The sequence below is a fragment of the Campylobacter sp. FU_520 genome, assembly GCF_025772385.1.
In the GTDB taxonomy this organism is placed as follows: Bacteria; Campylobacterota; Campylobacteria; order Campylobacterales; family Campylobacteraceae; genus Campylobacter_D; species Campylobacter_D lari_C.
This window is the reverse complement of sequence record NZ_JAKMRZ010000002.1, coordinates 71,083-87,774: the sequence shown is the minus strand read 5'-3', so window position 1 is coordinate 87,774 and position 16,692 is coordinate 71,083. Positions and strand designations below refer to the sequence as shown.

Genomic DNA, 16,692 nt, shown 5'->3' with positions numbered 1-16,692 from the left:
TAAGATGTTTTTGCTTTATCTTAAAGATAAAATTCCTGCAAATAAATTATCTTTTATTGAAGAACAATTAAAGTATATTTCGGAAGATAAACTTCAAGGACTTACTTTAGTTAAGTTAAAAAATGCCGAGCTTGGGTTAATCTTAAGCATTGTTTTTGGTTCTTGTGGGGTTGATAGATTTTATAAAGGCGATTGGCTTCTTGGCTGTGCTAAATTGTCGCTTCTGTTTTTGTATGTTATATTTAATACCCCTATAGATGTTATTTGTGTATTTGCAATTTTATTTTGGTATATTGCTGATATTTTTTTGGTGTTTTTTGGTATAAAAAAAGATAATTTTAAAAAGATTATTGGTTTTATGAAAGAGTCATAAAACCAATATTTTTTCCTGCCATAAATGGCACCACATCGCCGTATTTTTGCGCTACTTGCCATTCTTGTTTTTCTAAAGTGATGATTTTATCTTTTTCAAATTTAAGATTGTGGATTTTACAAGCATTATCTGAAATAAATTTTTGTAAATTTGTTTCGTTTGAATGTTTTTCAAAAAGTTCAGCTAACACAGGTAAAATCACAGGCGCACTAAATACGCCAGCTGCGCACCCACAGCATTCTTTAGTATGCAAAGGATGAGGCGCGCTATCACTTCCAAACATAGCCTTTTCATAGCCACTAAAAGCAAGCTCACATAAAGCGTCTTTATCTTCATAGCGTTTTGCAATAGGTTTGCAAAACAAATGCGGATCCATCTTACCACCTACTACATCATCAAGGGTTATCATTAAATGGTGCAAAGTGATAGTTGCGTATAAATTTTCATAATCTTTTAATAAATCACACAAAACCTTAGTGGTGATATGTTCCATTACAATTTTTAATTTTGGAAAGTTTTTAGCTAATTTTTCATAGATTTTAGCAAAATTTGCTTCTCTATCCATTACAAAATCATTTGTTTCTCCATGCACTAGCAAAGGCAGTCCAAGTTCACTCATAGCATTTAATGTAGGTTTTAACTTTTCTATATCAAAGCTTGAAATTCCATTATCTGAGTTGGTAGTGATACCTGCAGGATAAAGCTTGATAGCAAAAAGCTCATCTTTAGCTTTTTCTAAAAATTTCTCATCATAGTCTTTAAAAAATAAAGTCATCAAAGGTATAAAATCTTCATTTTTACATGCTTTTAAAATGCGTTCTTTATAAGCTTTGAGTGCAGTTATTTCAGTAAGTGGGGTGATTAAATTTGGCATGATAACCCCTGCTTTAAAGTCTTTTGCGCTAAATGGGGCTACAAGTTCGAGCATACTTTCATCGCGTAAATGTAAATGCATATCCAAAGGGTTTTTAAGTATCATTTTATCTCCTATTTGAGTTTATATAAGCCGTTTTTGAGTTTTTCAAGTAAAGCTTTTTCTTCTAAAAATTTAAAAGTAGAAATGATGGTAGGTTTGCTGATATTTAACCTTTTAGAAAGTTCTTCTATATTTGCAAAGACAAAACCATCATCATCAGCATGAAGGGCTAAAAATTCTAAAATTTCAAAGCGTTTTTTACCAAAGATTTTCGCACATAGTGTTTTTACTTTATCATCCATTCTCTAACCAAATCAAAAAGAATAAAACTCCAAGTAATTATAGCCAAAACCACGCTAAAAAACACCCCAGCACTCGCACAATCTTTTGCCTTTTTAGCTAAGATGTGAAATTCACTCGTGCAAAGATCCACACAAGCTTCTATGGCAGAATTTAGTGCTTCTACGATTAAAATTAGCACCAAAACAAACACAAGCACAAAATGCTCTAAAAAACTTACAGGCAAAAATAAGCTTGCAAAAATCAAAGGTAAAATAATGGCAAATTCTATCCTAAAAGCCATTTCATCTTGGAGTAAAAATTTAATTCCACTAAAGGCATAGCTTGCATTTTTGAATAAAGAATACTTTGGTTTCATTAAGGATTTTCCTTTAAATTTTTGCTAAATATATCATAATTTGCCTCATATTCTTTGCTATTTACACCAAAATACCCAAGCAAGCTTGAAAAAAGATTATCTTGAGAAAGTTTATAGTCTTTTTTGCTTTGTAAATCTTGGCTTAATTTACTATCTTTACTCCAAAATATCATCGGTATATGCTTTTGATCTTTTGGTGCTATTAAATAAGGCATACCATGAAGATAAATTCCATTTTCACCTAAACTCTCCCCATGATCTGATAAATAAAGCAAAGAAGCTTCTTTAGTAGGATTTTGCTTAAGCATATCTATAAGGCTTTTTATAATAAAGTCTGTATAAAGTAAAGTATTATCATAGGTGTTTATGATTTGTTCGTGTGAGCAGGTATTTAGCTCGTTTGTATCACATGTTGGCATAAATTTTTTAAATGCATTTGGGTAGCGTTTATAGTAAGTTGGCCCATGTGAGCCTTGTAAATGTACAACGATGATTTTGTTTGAATTTATATTTTCAAGTTCTTGTTTTACAAGTTCAAGTAAGCTCTCATCATAATCTTTTAGAATTAATTTGTGTTTTATACGATCACAATTTCCTTTGCAACCCCCTGAGTTATTACCAAACCAAACACTTTGTATTCCAACCTTTTGTAAGACATCTAAAACATTTTCTTCATATAATCCATCTTCAAAATTTACTCTTTTGTGTCTTGAAAACATACAAGGCAAACTTCTTGCAGTAGCAGTCCCACATGAGCTTACATCGCTAAAATACACTAAATTTGGCTCATTTTTGGTATAAAAATTCGTATCATTGATCTTATAAGTACCTAAAGAATAATTACTCGCTCTAGCGGTTTCACCTATGACTAAAATCATAAGCTTAGTTGTATTGGTATCTTTTAAATTTGCATCATTTGAAATGATAGTTAGTTCTTTTTTGCCTGCTAGTTTTTTCTTTGTAAATTCTATGCTTGAATATATTGGATAAAAAGGTAGATTATACATTCTAATGATATTGTGTGATCTTAAAAAAGGTAAAAGTGTTTTTGAGCTAAGAGCTACTAAAGCAAAGCAAAACACCAAAGAACCTAAAAGCAATACGCTTTTTCTGAAAAAATATTTTTGATAATCAATCTTAGTAAAAATCACAAGCAAACTAGGAAAAATTACAAAGGCTAAAATATATAAAGCAAAGGAAAAATTAAAATAAGAAAAAAACTCTCTATTGTCCGTTTCAACAACATTTTGTATCATATGATCATCGATTAAAACCCCGTAATTACTAACAAAATAACTACAAATAGCACAAGTGCTAAGTAAAAATATGCTTAAAATTTTGGTAATATAGGGAAAATACACCAAAGATAAAACACTTAAAACCAAGAAAAAATAAATTCCAAAAAACACACTAAAAAGCATAATGTTTTGATCTATCTTTTCATATACAAACTCAAACAATGGGAAATTAAACGCCATGATAAAAATCGTATTAAGTAGGGTAAATTTTGTCCATGAAAGTTTTAAACGCATTTTTTTCCTTTAGAATGAAATAAATACTTAGTCTATTTGAATAAAATTAATAAATCACATATAAAATAGCAACAAAAGAAGATTAGCAAAGGGATTTTATGAAATTATTATCATGGAATGTAAATGGCCTAAGGGCAATTTGTGATAAAAACGCACTTGATTGGATTGAAAAAGAAGAAATTGATTTTATAGGTTTTCAAGAAATCAAAGCACACGAGGATAAATTTCCAAAAAGAATTTATGAGTATCCTTTTAAGCATATGTATTCAAATAGCGCTAAAAGAGCAGGGTATTCAGGTGTAATGAGTTTATGTAATTTTGATTGTGAGGTAAAAAAATGTGAATTTTTTGATGATGATGAAGGCAGGGTTTTAGAGCATAGCTTTAAAAATGTAGTTTTGTTTAATATCTACTTTCCAAATGGTCAAAAAGATGAAGAGCGTTTGAACTTTAAAATGAAATTTTATAATGATTTTTTAGTGTATTTAGATAAACTTTTAAAAGAAGGTAAAGAAATCATCATCTGCGGAGATGTAAATACTGCTCACCGTGATATAGACTTAACCCACCCAAAAGCTAATGAAAAAACTTCAGGTTTTTTACCGATTGAGCGTGCTTGGATAGATGATTTGTTAAAATTAGGTTTTATAGATACTTTTAGGCATATCAATGGTGATATTAAAGAAAAGTATTCGTGGTGGAGTTATAGAATGAAAGCAAGAGAAAGAAATGTAGGCTGGAGGATTGATTATTTTTTCATTTCTAATGGCTTAAAGGATAAGCTCAAAAATGCCTTTATAAGAGATGATATTTTTGGTTCAGATCATGCTCCTGTAGGGATAGAAATTGATATTTAAGGTATTTTTTAATGCCTTAAATAATTATTAAGTAAAAATTGTTATAATTTCATCTTTAAACTGCAAATGGCCCATTCGTCTAGCGGTTAGGACATCGCCCTTTCACGGCGGTAACACGAGTTCGAGTCTCGTATGGGTCACCACTTCTTATTTTATCCCATTTTTTTTGATAATCATTGTCATATTTTACAAAAAGTTACATTATTTTAAATCAATATTTCTTATTTATTTTCTTTTGTTTAAATTAAGTTAATTTTAAATTAATTGTTATTAATTTTTCTCAAAATTTTCATTAATTATTTTTAAATTTACATTGACTTCACAATTGTTTTTTAAAATGTACAAAAAGGAGGACAAAATGTATAGACCTAAAAACAAAAACGAGTTGATGAATTTGGTGCACAATGAAAGAATTTCTCTAAAAGATATAGATGTATCTTTGATTGATGATTTTTCTTATGTGTTTTATTATTCTAAAAGACTAGATTTTTTAGGTATTGAGCGTTGGGATGTATCAAATGCTAAAGATATGTCTTATATGTTTTATTGTTGTGAAAGTTTTAATGCAGATTTGTCGCGTTGGAATGTTTCCAAGGTTGAAAATATGGCAAGTATGTTTTTTAACTGCAAAAATTTCAATCAAGACTTATCAAAATGGAACACACAAAATCTAAAAGATATGTCTTATATGTTTTTCAATTGTGTTAGTTTTAATCATTCTTTATTACACTGGAAAACCTCAAATGCTACTAGAATGGCTCATTGTTTTGAAAACTGCCATGCATATGAGCATAGTGTAGCAAATTGGGATGTGCAAAATGTAATTACCATGGCATATCTTTTCCATAATTGTAAAAATTTTCATCACGAGCTAGATGAATGGAATATCCAAAAAGATTGCAACACTGATAAAATGTTTGGAAATCGTGGTATCGATAAAATTTACACCGTAAAAGGAATAGAGCTAGAATAAACAAAATTCACACATTTTTTGTGTGAATTTTTCTTTTATCTTTTTAAGTTTCTCATCAAGTTTTTGTACTACACTTATCTTTTTAAAGTGCTGTTTTTAAGCACTTAGAGATTATTTTTTAGGAAAATTTCCATGAAAATAAAATTTATTATAAAAAGAGATAAGAGCCAAGTTGCATTTGATATTTTTAAAATCAAAAATGCTATTTTTAAAGCTAATATAAACTCCACAGATGAAAAATTAAATAATGATTTTTTAGATAAGCTTTGTGATGAGGTTGTGGCTTTACTTGATGAAAAACACACACAAGTAGAGCAAATCCAAGATAAAGTCGAAGAAGTTTTAATCAAAAATGCCTTAGTCAATACTGCAAAATCTTATATTTTATACCGACAAAAAAGAACACAAATTCGCAATGGTAGTTATGATTTGCTAAGTTTATATGATGATTTAACTTTTAAAGATTCTAAAGAAGCTGATTTAAAAAGAGAAAATGCAAATATTAATTCAGATAGTGCTATGGGAATGATGTTAAAATATGGCTCAGAAGGCGCAAAATACTATGTAGATGAGTGTATTTTGCCAAAACATATCGCAAATGCACATAAAAATGGCGATATACACATACACGATAAAGACTTTTATATGCTAACACAAACTTGTTGTCAAATAGACTTATTAAAGCTTTTTGAAAATGGTTTTAGCACAGGACATGGAAGCTTGCGTGAGCCAAATGATATCAGATCTTATGCTTCTTTAGCTTGCATTGCCTTGCAGGCTAATCAAAATGAAATGCATGGAGGCCAGTCTATACCAAATTTTGATTTTGCTATGGCAAAAGGTGTGGCAAAGACTTTTCAAAAAGAGTATAAAAAGGCTATAAATGCTTTTTTTGAAATAAAATTAGAGCAAAACCTAGATGAGCAGTGCTTTAAAAATGCTAATTTTCAAGTTTCAAGCGAAAAAGAATGCTTCAAAGAGCTTTTAAGGTTTGATTTAAATAGTGATGAGAATTTTTTAAAACAAGCAAATGCTTATGCTTATAAAAGAGCATTAAAGCAAACCCAAGATGCAACTTTTCAAGCTATGGAAGCTTTAGTACATAATCTTAATACTATGAACTCAAGAGCAGGAGCCCAAGTGCCTTTTAGCACACTAAATTATGGTACCGATACTTCTTTTGAAGGACAAATGGTGATAGAAAATTTACTAAAAGCCACGATGAAAGGTTTAGGAAATGGCGAAACACCGATTTTTCCTGTGCAAATTTTTAAAGTAAAAGAGGGTGTTAATTATAATGAAAAAGATCCAAACTACAAGCTTTTTAAACTCGCTATAGAATGTGCTTCTAAAAGACTTTTTCCAAATTTTAGCTTTTTAGATGCAAGTTTTAACGCAAAATACTATAAAAAGGGTGATTATAATAGAGAAGTAGCTTATATGGGTTGTAGAACTAGAGTTATGGCAAATGTTTATGATGAGAGCAAAGAAATCACAAGTGGCAGGGGAAATTTAAGCTTTACAAGTATAAACCTTGTGCGTTTAGCCATAGAAGCCAAAGGAAATTTAGAGCTTTTTTACTCACTTTTAAAAGAAAAATTAGAGCTTGTGTATGAGCAATTACTTCATAGATATAAAATTCAAAGTCTAAAAAAGGTTAAAAATTTCCCATTTTTAATGGGCGAGGGAATTTGGATAGATTCAGATTCTTTAAAAGAAAATGATAGCGTAGAAAAAATCATAGCACATGGGACTTTAGCTATAGGTTACATAGGACTTTGTGAGAGTTTAATAGCTTTAGTAGGTTCTCATCATGGGCAAAGCCAAGAAGCAAGAGAGCTTGGTTTGCAAATCGTGCGTTTTATGCGTAAATTTGTCGATGAAAAAGCACTTAAAGATAAGCTTAATTTTTCACTCATAGCTACCCCAGCTGAGGGTTTAAGTGGAAGGTTTTTAAAGCTAGATCAAAAAAAATACGGCATTTTAAAAGGCATAACCGATAAAGATTTTTATACTAATTCTTTTCATATTCCTGTAGATTTTCCTATTAGTATATATGAAAAAATTCAAATAGAAGCTCCATATCATGAGCTAAATAATGGTGGACATATTACTTATGTAGAATTAAACGGCGATGTGAGTAAGAATTTAGAAAGTTTCGAACGCATTATAAAATGTATGAAAGAGAGCAATATAGGCTATGGCTCGATTAATTTCCCACTAGATAGAGATCCAGTATGTGGTTATAGTGGCGTGATAGATGAGTTTTGTCCAAAATGCCATAGAAAAGAAGATGATATTAAATTTGAACGCATAAGAAGAATCACAGGCTATTTAGTAGGAACACTTGATCGTTTTAATGACGCTAAAAAAGCTGAAGTTTATGCAAGAATTAAACACGATTTTTCTTAGATTAGCTGGTGTTGTAAAAGAATCCATAGTTGATGGCTATGGTTTGCGTTATGTGATTTTTACTCAAGGTTGCCCTCATCATTGTAAAGGTTGCCATAATCCACAAACACATGATTTTAACAAAGGATATTTGCAAGATTTAGCAAGTTTATATAATGATATTTGTAAAAATCCTTTACTCCAAGGTGTTACTTTTAGTGGCGGGGAGCCTTTTATGCAAGCAAAAAATTTAAGTATTCTAGCAAAGCACATTAAGGCTTTAGGGCTTGATCTCACTATATATACAGGTTTTACTTATGAAGAGCTATTGCAAGAACAAGCTATGAAAGAATTGCTTATCTTGGCTGATGTTTTGATAGATGGGAAGTTTATTTTAGAGCAAAAAGACTTATCTTTAAAATTTAAAGGTAGTAAAAACCAACGCATTATCGATGTGACAAAAAGCTTAGAACAAGGCAAAGTAATACTTTTTGAAAAATAAAGACTCATTTAGTCTTTTTTAATTTAACTATGTTAGAATATCCATAAATTTAAAAAAAGGAGAACAATATGTTTGAATTAAGAAAACTACCTTATGAAGCAGACGCTTTTGGAGACTTTTTAAGTGCAGAAACTTTTGCATTTCATCATGGTAAACACCATCAAACTTATGTAAATAACCTAAACAATCTTATCAAAGATACTGAATTTGCAGGAAAAGATTTAGTTTATATCATACAAAATTCAAATGGTGGAATTTTTAACAACGCTGCTCAAGTGTATAATCATGACTTTTATTTTGATTGCATTAAGCCAAAAACATGCTGTGGTTGTGGCTGTTCTTTAAGTGATGAGTTTAAAGCAGCAGTTGAAAAAGACTTTGGTTCTATGGAAAACTTAAAAGATGAATTTATCAAAGGCGCTACAGGAGTATTTGGTTCTGGTTGGTTTTGGCTAGTTTATAACACTCAAAATCAAAAATTAGAATTAGTAGCTACAAGTAATGCTGCTACACCTATCACTGAAGGTAAAGTTCCACTTTTAGTAGTTGATGTGTGGGAGCATGCTTACTATGTAGATCACCGTAATGCACGTCCTGCGTATTTAGAAAAATTCTACGCACACATTAACTGGGAATTTGTAGCAAAAGCTTATGAATGGGCTATTAAAGAAGGTATGAACTCAGTAAGCTTTTATGCAAACGAACTTCACCCGCTAAACTAAAATAAAATCTCTTAGAGTTTCTAAGAGATTTTACTCCAACACCACTCCTTCATTTAATACAACTTCGCCTATTACATAAGCGTCTGAGTTTTCTAAAACTTTTCCTACATTAGATGGATCTACTACCATAACTAAACCCACGCCCATATTAAAGCTTCTATACATTTCAGCTTCTTCTACGCTTTGGCCTATTTGGTAAAAAATTTCAGGAGTTTTTAGATGATGTTTTCTGATGATTGCGCCTATTCCTCTTGGGAAAACTCTAGGTAAATTTTCTACTAAACCACCGCCAGTGATATGAGCTAGTGCATTGATAAAAGGTTTTAATTTTAAAAAGTCTTTTACATAAATTCTTGTAGGTTCAAGTAAGATATCGATTAAATTTTTACCATCTATTTTATCATCAAATTTAAGCTTTTGTGCTTCAAATAATACTTTTCTAGCTAAAGAATATCCATTAGAATGAAGCCCGCTACTAGGCAAAGCTAGTAAAATGTCTCCATTTTTGACAAAATTTCTTCTATCTATCTCATCTTTTTCAGCCATACCTACTGAAAAACCTGCTAAGTCAAAATCATTGCTATGATACATGCCAGGCATTTCAGCGGTTTCTCCACCTATTAAAGCACAATTTGCTTTTTTACAACCATTAGCAATTCCTGCTACAACTTTTTTAGCAACTTCTACATCTAACTTTGCGGTTGCATAATAGTCTAGAAAAAACAAAGGCGTAGCAAAATTACAAATTAAATCATTCACACACATTGCTACTAAGTCCTCGCCTATGGTGTCAAATTTTTGACTATCAATAGCAAGACGCAACTTCGTACCCACTCCATCGGTTGCTGCTAGCATAACAGGATTTTTAAAACCACTTGGCATAGCAAAAGCACCCGAAAAAGAGCCTATGCCACCTAAAACATTTTCATTAAAAGTTTCTTTTACTAAAGGCTTGATTGCTTCTACAAAAGCATTGCCATTGTCTATACTTACGCCCGCATCTTCATAGCTTATATTCATTTATCTTCCTTTAAGAATTTAAAAGGTATTTTAACTAAAAATGTTTTAAGGCTAAATTATGCAAAATGCTTATTTTGTAACTTCAAGTATAGCAGGTGGAAAGTCAAGCTTTATAAAAATAGTTCAAAATTTGGGTTTTGATACTTTAAGCGCAGATGTGATAGCTCATGAGCTTTTAAATGAAAATGCAAATTCTATAGCTAAGCTTTTTAATAATGATGATTTAATCATAGCAGGAAAAATAGATAGAAAAAAACTTGGTGCTATTGTATTTAATGATTTAAACGCCAAAAAAAAGTTAGAAGATTTTTTACATCCTAAAATCAAAGAAGTGATTTTGCAAAAAGCTCAAATTTTAGATAAAAAAAACAAGGCTTTTTTTATAGAATTGCCTTTATTTTTTGAAAATAATCATTATCAGAATTTAGGAAAAAGTATATTGATTTATACTCCAAAAGAACTTTTGCTTCAGAGGTTAATGCAAAGAGATAATTTAGATGAAAATGAAGCCTTAAAAAGAATTGATTTGCAACTTGATATAGAAGAAAAACTAAAAAAAGCAGATTTTGTGATAAAAAATACTTCAGGTTATGAAAATTTTGAGAAAAATGTGCTAAATTTTTTAAAACACACTTTAAAGGTTGAAAAATGAAATTTTATAAGTACTGTGCTAGCGGGAATGATTTTGTGGTGTTTGCAGATAGCGAAAAGAAAGATCGCAGTGAATTAGCTAGAATTCTTTGTAATCGTTATGAGGGTATAGGCGCTGATGGACTTATAGTGGTAGTGCCTCATGATAGATATGATTTTGAATGGGAATTTTATAATTGTGATGGGAGTAAAGCAAGTATGTGTGGTAATGGCTCACGCGCAGCAGCGCATTTTGCTCATCATTATTTAAAAAAATCTCAATATTTAAATTTCTTAACTGGTGCAGGACTTATAAAATCTTTTGTTGATGATGATATGGTTGAAATCAAACTTAGCGGGGTAAAGGATATCAAAGAAGCTTTTGAGTATAAGGGTAGAATTTGGCAAGGTTGTAATACCGGAGTTCCACACATAGTAACCTTTGTAGATAGTTTAAACGAATTTGATGTCAATTTATGCAAAGAAGTGCGTAAAAAATATAATGCAAATGTTAATTTTGCTAAAGTGGAAGATGAAGAGTTTATAAGAGTTAGAACTTATGAGCGTGGGGTGGAAGATGAGACTTTAGCTTGTGGTACGGGCATGGGGGCTTGTTTTTATCTAGCGTATTTAAATCAAAAAGCAAAAGATGATATTTTGGTAAAGCCAAAAAGCAATGAAAGTTTGCATTTTAGATTAGAAGAGGATCAAATATTTTTTAGAGGAAAGGTGAAGTGCTGTTTTGAAGCTGATTATAATTTTGCTTAGTAGTGTTTTATTTTTAAAAGCTGAATTTATAGCAGGTTTTGATGAGCAATATTATGCTTTAAGTATAAAAGAAAAGCGTGAAGTTTTTATCAAAAAAATCAATGCTTTATTAGATGTTTCTTTTAAAGAGATAGAAAAAGAAAAAGAATTTATAGAATTTTTCTTTAAAGAAGCTATAAAGAATAATTTTAGAAAGCTAAATACTAATGCTGTGCAAAAACTATGGTCTTTAAAAGAAAAATACCGTGTTAAAAATTTATACGATCATAAAGAATACCAAATGCGTATCCAAAAGGTGCCAAAGTCTTTAGCCATAGCTCAAGCAATTATTGAAAGTGCAACTGGCACAAGTCGTTTTGCTAAAGAGGCAAATAATTTATTTGGAGAGTGGACTTGGGGTGAAAAAGGTTTAATTCCAAAAGAAAGAGGCGAGGGTAAAACACATAAAATTCGTATATTTGATAGCTTACAAGAAAGTGTGGATTCATACTTGCTTAATTTAAATCGTCATGATGCTTATAAAGAATTTAGGGCTTGGCGGTGGAATACTATAAGTGAAAATAAAAAACTTGATGGTAAAGAAGCAGCAAGTCATTTAGAAAAATACTCAGAAATTAAAAGTAATTATACTAAGCTTATTATTTCTATTATCGAGCAACATAATCTTGATGAGTTAGATTAATTACCCAAAGCCCACTCATCAAAAGGTAAAATCATCACGCGCACCCCTTCAATGAAAAACTCATCTCTTTGTGAAAGCGTGATGATATAAATAGTTGAAAGTGCGAGTTGGTTTTTACTAAGTATTTTTTTGACTTTTAAATTAAGCAAATCTTTATCTTTAAAGGGCGAGCATAAAAATGCATTTTTAAGACTTGGTAAGTAAAAATCAAAATGCTTAGTATAAAAAATTTCTTGTTTAAATTTAAATAACTCGCTTAAAATCAAATTTTCAAACAAAGCACTAAAATCTTTTTGTATGCTTAGAGAATTTTTTAGTGAAAAGTCCCAAAAATATACTTTTTTTAAATTTTTTTCAAGATTTTTTACAAAATACAAAGTGTAGTTTGATTCTAGTTTTTCTATGCTTTTATATAAGGTATCTTTGGAAATTTTTATACTATTTTTTAGAGTTTTTAATAACTCATTAACGCTAAATTCATTCCCAAGCTCTAAGGCAATTTGTTTGAGTATGGTAAGCTCTAATGGGGTATAAAAGCTTTTTAGGTATGATGAGTTTGTGTTAAAGTTGTGATTTAAAATCACATTACGTCCTGTGTGTAAAAAATAACTTACCATGGTTTTAGTGTCAGTATATTTTTTATTTAGGCTTAAAAATTCTTCAAAGTCTAAATAATCCAAATGAAGTTCTTCAAACTGATCTAAGCAAAAATTACTATCACAAACACTTATTATGATTTGCAAATTAAGGTGTTTTAAACTAGCAAAGTCAAAATCATGAGTAAAGTTGCAAAGTGCGAGGAATTTAATCTGTGGATTATAAGTTAAAAACGAATTTAAATTTATTAAAGCACTTGCTTGAAATTTTAAATCATCACAATCAATAAAAAGTATATTTTCTGCTTTATATAAAGACAAAAAATTTAAAATTAAATTTTTCTTACCACTTGCAAAACCACCTTTTATAATGATGTTTTTATGGGTTTGAATTTGAATTTTTCTTTCATCAAATTTTTGAAATTTTGGGTAATTATCGTAAAAAAATTGTAGTGATTTCATAGATTTCTTTATACTAAATGGTGGAGCATAGCGGGTTCGAACCGCTGACCCCAACGCTGCCAGCGTTGTGCTCTCCCAGCTGAGCTAATGCCCCTTTAGATTTTGAAATCATACTATATCTTTTCTTAGATTTTCTTAATGCATAAAAAATCTTGTAAAATTTATAAAATTTGATTTTTATCCTTTTTAAAAGGAAAATAATTAAAAAAAATGTATAAATTTCTTGACATGGCAAAGTATGTTTTTATATAATCTCAACATCATTTTATATGGTGGTTAGATTCTTATGGGTCTAACGAGTTCTTTACAAAGGAAAAAATATGGAAAGAATCAGGCTTAAGCTAAAAGCTTATGACCACAGAGTTCTAGATCGCACAGTTGCAGCAATTGTAGAAGCTGTTAAAAGAACAGGTGCTGACATCAGAGGTCCAGTGCCAATGCCTACAAAAATCAAAAGATACACAGTTTTGAAATCTCCACACATCAATAAAGATTCACGCGAACAATTTGAGATGAGAATTCATGCTCGTATGCTTGATATTGTAGCAGCTACTCCAGATACAGTAGATTCACTCACTAAGCTTGACTTGGCTCCAGAGGTCAATGTTGAAGTAAGAGCTATGGGTAAATAAGGATAGAATATGGAATACATTGTAGAAAAAATTGGTATGAGTAGAACAATCAGCACACCAAGCATTCCTGTAACCTTACTTAAACTTGTTCAAACTAAAGTATGTGAAGTAGAAAATGGAAAAGCTTTGGTTGCTTATGTAAAAGGCAAAGCAAATAATAAATGCATTGCAGGTCAGCAAAAAAAATACAATCTTTCAGCTGAATATAATAGATTTGCTTCTTTAGAAGTGGCAAACACAGAAGCAGGCGATATTGATCTTAATCCTTTAAAAGAAGCTTCTATCTTAAAAGTAAGCTTTAATTCTAAAGGTAGAGGTTATAGTGGGGTTGTTAAAAGACACGGATTTGCTGGAGGTCCTGCAAGTCACGGTTCAAGATTCCACAGACGTCACGGATCAATCGGTAACCGCGAATGGCCAGGTCGTGTTCAACCAGGTATGAAAATGGCAGGTCATTATGGTAATGTAAAAGTTACTGTTAAAAATGAAGTAGTTTCATTTGATGAAGAAAATGGCATCTTAGTAGTAAAAGGTGCGGTACCAGGATTTAATGGTGCTATGGGTAAAATAAGGATTGCAAAATGAGTAAAGTAACTGTTTTAAATGATAAATTTGAAAAAGCTAGTGAACTCGATCTTCCAGCAAAATATGCAGAAGTTAATCCTCACAACCTTTATTTATATGTAAAATCTTATCTTGCTAGCCTTAGAGCAAACACAGCTCATACTAAAGGTAGAAGCGATGTAAGCGGTGGTGGTAAAAAACCATGGAGACAAAAAGGTCGTGGTGGTGCAAGAGCAGGTTCAACAAGAACGAATGTTTGGGTTGGTGGTGCTGTGGCATTTGGTCCTACAAACAATCGTAATTATTTCCAAAAAGTTAATAAAAAACAAAAACGCTTAGCGCTTGAAAGAGCATTGGCTGATAAAGCACAAAACAATGCATTATTCTCAGTAGATAGTTTAAGCATTGAAAGCGGTAAAACAAAAGATGCAAATGCAGTTATTAAAAAGCTTGGTTTAAAAGATGCTTTAATTGTAAAAGATTTACTAGATGAAAAAACACTTCTTGCTTTTAGAAACTTAGCAAATTGCTATGTAGTTGATATTAGCGAAGTAAATGCTTATTTAGTATCTGTATTTAATGCTGTTATCATTGAAAAAGCAGCGCTTGAATCTATCGTAAAAGAGGGTTAAAATGGCAGATATTACTGATATAAAAACAATACTTTACACTGAAAAAAGCTTAAACCTTCAAGAGCAAGGTGTTGTAGTTATTCAAACTTCTCCAAAAATGACTAAAAATGGTCTAAAAGAAGTTTTAAGAGAATATTTTGGTGTAACTCCAGTAAGAATTAATTCTTTAAAAATGGATGGAAAAGTAAAGCGTTTTAGAGGTCGTGAAGGTCAAAGAAATAGCTTTAAAAAATTCTATGTTAAGCTACCAGAAGGTGTGAGCTTAGAAAGTTCGGAGGCATAAGATGGCAATTAAAACTTATAAACCATATACTCCAAGTAGAAGATACATCACAGGTGTAAGCTCTGATGATATCACAGCAAAAGCTAGTGTGCGTTCATTACTTGTAAAACTTCCAGCTCATGCAGGTCGTAACAATAATGGTAGAATCACAAGCCGTCATAAAGAAGCAGGTGCTAAAAAACTTTACAGAATTATAGATTTTAAAAGAAGAAAATTTGGTATTGAAGGTAAAGTTGAAGCAATCGAATATGATCCATACAGAAATTGTCGTATTGCATTAATCTCTTATAGAGATGGTGAAAAAAGATACATCTTACAACCAAAAGGTTTAAGTGTTGGTGATGTTATTTGTGCTGCTGAAAGCGGACTTGACATTAAACCAGGTAATGCAATGAAATTAAGAAACATCCCAGTGGGTACTATCGTACACAATATCGAGTTAAAACCAGGCAAAGGCGGTCAAATGATCCGTTCAGCAGGTGCTTATGCTCAATTAATGGGTAAAGAGGAAAAATATGTTATCTTAAGACTTGCAAGTGGTGAAATGAGACAAGTTTTAGCTGAATGTATGGCAAGTATCGGTGAAGTTGGTAATGAAGAATGGTCAAACGTGACTATTGGGAAAGCTGGTAGAAATCGCCATAGAGGTATTCGTCCTCAAACAAGAGGTTCTGCGATGAACCCAGTTGATCACCCGCACGGTGGGGGTGAAGGTAAGAAAAATTCAGGCCGTCATCCAGTTACTCCATGGGGTAAACCAACTAAAGGTGCTAAAACTCGCCGTAAAAAAGCTAGCGATAAGCTAATAATTTCAAGAAGAAAAGGAAAGTAAGATGGCTAGGTCACTAAAAAAAGGTCCTTTTGTTGATGACCATGTAATGAAAAAAGTCATCGCTGCTAAAAAAGCTAACGATGGTAAGCCAATTAAAACTTGGTCAAGACGCAGCACTATTATACCTGATATGATAGGTTTAACTTTTAATGTTCATAATGGAAAAAGCTTTATCCCAGTATATGTTACTGAAAATCATATCGGTTACAAATTAGGTGAATTTGCACCTACTAGAACATTTAAGGGTCACAAAGGCTCTGTTCAGAAAAAAATAGGTAAGTAAGGGAGATTTATGAGTAGAGCGTTAATTAAATTCATAAGATTATCTCCAACTAAAGCGAGATTGATTGCTAGAGAAGTTCAAGGTATGAATGCAGAGCTTGCATTAGCTAGTTTGAAATTTATGCCAAATAAAGGTGCTAAATTTATAGCAAATGCTATTTCAAGTGCTGTAGCAAATGGCGGATTTGAAGCAAATGAAGTTGTTGTTTCAAGTTGTCGTGTTGATGCTGGTGCGGTTTTAAAAAGATTTAGACCAAGAGCTAGAGGAAGTGCTAGTCGTATTAGAAAGCCAACTTCACACATTTTGGTAGAAGTTAGTAAAGTAGAAGCAAGTGCTGAAAAAACTACAAAAGCTAAAAAAGCATCAGTGAAAAAGGAAAGCTAA

22 protein-coding genes and 2 tRNA genes are annotated in these 16,692 nt (G+C 31.3%); 17 read left to right on the top strand and 7 right to left on the bottom strand.

Annotated elements, in window-relative coordinates; translation table 11 throughout:
• The first annotated feature begins 4 nt into the window (after positions 1-4).
• A complete protein-coding gene (locus L8W55_RS01300) occupies positions 5-373 on the top strand; it encodes a TM2 domain-containing protein (RefSeq protein ID WP_263676951.1) in 369 nt (122 codons plus the stop codon).
• Here the strand turns inward: L8W55_RS01300 and pyrC are convergent.
• The 4 genes from pyrC to L8W55_RS01280 are packed head-to-tail and all read right to left on the bottom strand — an operon-like array spanning position 357 to position 3,479.
• On the bottom strand, positions 357-1,352 hold the full coding sequence (gene pyrC / locus L8W55_RS01295) for a dihydroorotase (protein WP_263676949.1): 996 nt from the start codon (positions 1,350-1,352) through the stop codon (positions 357-359). The genes L8W55_RS01300 and pyrC overlap by 17 nt on opposite strands.
• An 8-nt stretch (positions 1,353-1,360) precedes the next feature.
• Positions 1,361-1,591 (bottom strand): helix-turn-helix domain-containing protein, encoded by a 231-nt coding sequence (locus L8W55_RS01290; protein ID WP_047207845.1) that lies wholly within the window; start codon positions 1,589-1,591, stop codon positions 1,361-1,363.
• Positions 1,576-1,947, bottom strand: coding sequence for a diacylglycerol kinase (locus L8W55_RS01285; protein WP_087699066.1), 372 nt, complete (start codon positions 1,945-1,947; stop codon positions 1,576-1,578). The genes L8W55_RS01290 and L8W55_RS01285 overlap by 16 nt, the downstream gene beginning before the upstream one ends.
• On the bottom strand, positions 1,947-3,479 hold the full coding sequence (locus L8W55_RS01280; RefSeq protein WP_263676946.1) for a phosphoethanolamine transferase: 1,533 nt from the start codon (positions 3,477-3,479) through the stop codon (positions 1,947-1,949). The genes L8W55_RS01285 and L8W55_RS01280 overlap by 1 nt, the downstream gene beginning before the upstream one ends.
• Before the next feature lie 98 nt (positions 3,480-3,577).
• Here L8W55_RS01280 and L8W55_RS01275 point away from each other — a divergent pair, with 98 nt between their 5' ends.
• The 6 genes from L8W55_RS01275 to sodB all read left to right on the top strand — a co-directional run bounded on the left by L8W55_RS01275 (position 3,578) and on the right by sodB (position 8,924).
• Entirely contained in the window at positions 3,578-4,336 is a 759-nt protein-coding gene (locus L8W55_RS01275; RefSeq protein WP_263676945.1) for an exodeoxyribonuclease III, read from the top strand.
• A 68-nt stretch (positions 4,337-4,404) separates the two neighbouring features.
• Positions 4,405-4,479: transfer RNA gene (locus tag L8W55_RS01270), tRNA-Glu, on the top strand.
• A gap of 215 nt (positions 4,480-4,694) precedes the next feature.
• A complete protein-coding gene (locus tag L8W55_RS01265; RefSeq protein WP_263676944.1) occupies positions 4,695-5,309 on the top strand; it encodes a BspA family leucine-rich repeat surface protein in 615 nt (204 codons plus the stop codon).
• 132 nt (positions 5,310-5,441) lie between these two features.
• Positions 5,442-7,721 (top strand): anaerobic ribonucleoside triphosphate reductase, encoded by a 2,280-nt coding sequence (locus L8W55_RS01260; RefSeq protein ID WP_263676943.1) that lies wholly within the window; start codon positions 5,442-5,444, stop codon positions 7,719-7,721.
• Complete coding sequence (nrdG, locus tag L8W55_RS01255; protein ID WP_263676942.1) at positions 7,693-8,202, top strand: anaerobic ribonucleoside-triphosphate reductase activating protein; 510 nt, start codon at positions 7,693-7,695, stop codon at positions 8,200-8,202. Before L8W55_RS01260 ends, nrdG begins: the two co-directional genes overlap by 29 nt.
• Positions 8,203-8,270: 68 nt before the next feature.
• Positions 8,271-8,924, top strand: coding sequence for a superoxide dismutase [Fe] (gene sodB, locus L8W55_RS01250; RefSeq protein WP_263676940.1), 654 nt, complete (start codon positions 8,271-8,273; stop codon positions 8,922-8,924).
• Between the two features lie 30 nt (positions 8,925-8,954).
• On the opposite strand, the gene purM is transcribed toward sodB, so the two are convergent.
• Entirely contained in the window at positions 8,955-9,944 is a 990-nt protein-coding gene (gene purM, locus L8W55_RS01245) for a phosphoribosylformylglycinamidine cyclo-ligase (protein ID WP_263676939.1), read from the bottom strand.
• A 58-nt stretch (positions 9,945-10,002) separates the two neighbouring features.
• On the opposite strand from purM, the gene coaE reads away from it, so the two are divergent.
• The 3 genes from coaE to L8W55_RS01230 are packed head-to-tail and all read left to right on the top strand — an operon-like array spanning position 10,003 to position 12,024.
• On the top strand, positions 10,003-10,596 hold the full coding sequence (gene coaE, locus L8W55_RS01240; RefSeq protein ID WP_263676938.1) for a dephospho-CoA kinase: 594 nt from the start codon (positions 10,003-10,005) through the stop codon (positions 10,594-10,596).
• The gene (dapF, locus tag L8W55_RS01235; RefSeq protein WP_263676937.1) at positions 10,593-11,342 is read left to right on the top strand and encodes a diaminopimelate epimerase; all 750 of its coding nucleotides are present in this window, start codon (positions 10,593-10,595) and stop codon (positions 11,340-11,342) included. Before coaE ends, dapF begins: the two co-directional genes overlap by 4 nt.
• Entirely contained in the window at positions 11,317-12,024 is a 708-nt protein-coding gene (locus L8W55_RS01230; RefSeq protein ID WP_263676936.1) for a glucosaminidase domain-containing protein, read from the top strand. Before dapF ends, L8W55_RS01230 begins: the two co-directional genes overlap by 26 nt.
• On the opposite strand, the gene L8W55_RS01225 is transcribed toward L8W55_RS01230, so the two are convergent.
• Together L8W55_RS01225 and L8W55_RS01220 are read right to left on the bottom strand one after the other, a co-directional pair.
• Positions 12,021-13,082: an ATP-binding protein gene (locus L8W55_RS01225; protein ID WP_263676935.1), complete on the bottom strand. Its 1,062-nt coding sequence runs from the start codon at positions 13,080-13,082 to the stop codon at positions 12,021-12,023. The two genes, L8W55_RS01230 and L8W55_RS01225, sit on opposite strands and share 4 nt — an antisense overlap.
• Positions 13,083-13,100: 18 nt before the next feature.
• Positions 13,101-13,176: transfer RNA gene (locus L8W55_RS01220), tRNA-Ala, on the bottom strand.
• A gap of 226 nt (positions 13,177-13,402) precedes the next feature.
• On the opposite strand from L8W55_RS01220, the gene rpsJ reads away from it, so the two are divergent.
• Genes rpsJ through rplV form a run of 7 tightly spaced genes read left to right on the top strand, consistent with a single transcriptional unit; the run spans position 13,403 to position 16,692 of the window.
• On the top strand, positions 13,403-13,714 hold the full coding sequence (rpsJ, locus tag L8W55_RS01215) for a 30S ribosomal protein S10 (protein WP_012660810.1): 312 nt from the start codon (positions 13,403-13,405) through the stop codon (positions 13,712-13,714).
• A 9-nt stretch (positions 13,715-13,723) separates the two neighbouring features.
• A complete protein-coding gene (rplC, locus tag L8W55_RS01210) occupies positions 13,724-14,299 on the top strand; it encodes a 50S ribosomal protein L3 (protein ID WP_012660811.1) in 576 nt (191 codons plus the stop codon).
• Positions 14,296-14,910 carry a 50S ribosomal protein L4 gene (gene rplD / locus L8W55_RS01205; protein WP_039617137.1) on the top strand — a complete coding sequence of 205 codons (615 nt, stop codon included), beginning with the start codon at positions 14,296-14,298 and terminating at the stop codon, positions 14,908-14,910. The genes rplC and rplD overlap by 4 nt, the downstream gene beginning before the upstream one ends.
• Position 14,911: 1 nt before the next feature.
• Positions 14,912-15,193 (top strand): 50S ribosomal protein L23, encoded by a 282-nt coding sequence (locus tag L8W55_RS01200; protein WP_039617139.1) that lies wholly within the window; start codon positions 14,912-14,914, stop codon positions 15,191-15,193.
• Position 15,194: 1 nt separating this feature from the next.
• Positions 15,195-16,025 (top strand): 50S ribosomal protein L2, encoded by an 831-nt coding sequence (gene rplB, locus L8W55_RS01195; RefSeq protein WP_039625087.1) that lies wholly within the window; start codon positions 15,195-15,197, stop codon positions 16,023-16,025.
• A 1-nt stretch (position 16,026) separates the two neighbouring features.
• Positions 16,027-16,308 (top strand): 30S ribosomal protein S19, encoded by a 282-nt coding sequence (gene rpsS / locus L8W55_RS01190; RefSeq protein WP_039617142.1) that lies wholly within the window; start codon positions 16,027-16,029, stop codon positions 16,306-16,308.
• 9 nt (positions 16,309-16,317) lie between these two features.
• Positions 16,318-16,692, top strand: a complete 375-nt coding sequence (gene rplV / locus L8W55_RS01185) for a 50S ribosomal protein L22 (RefSeq protein WP_039617143.1) — start codon at positions 16,318-16,320, stop codon at positions 16,690-16,692.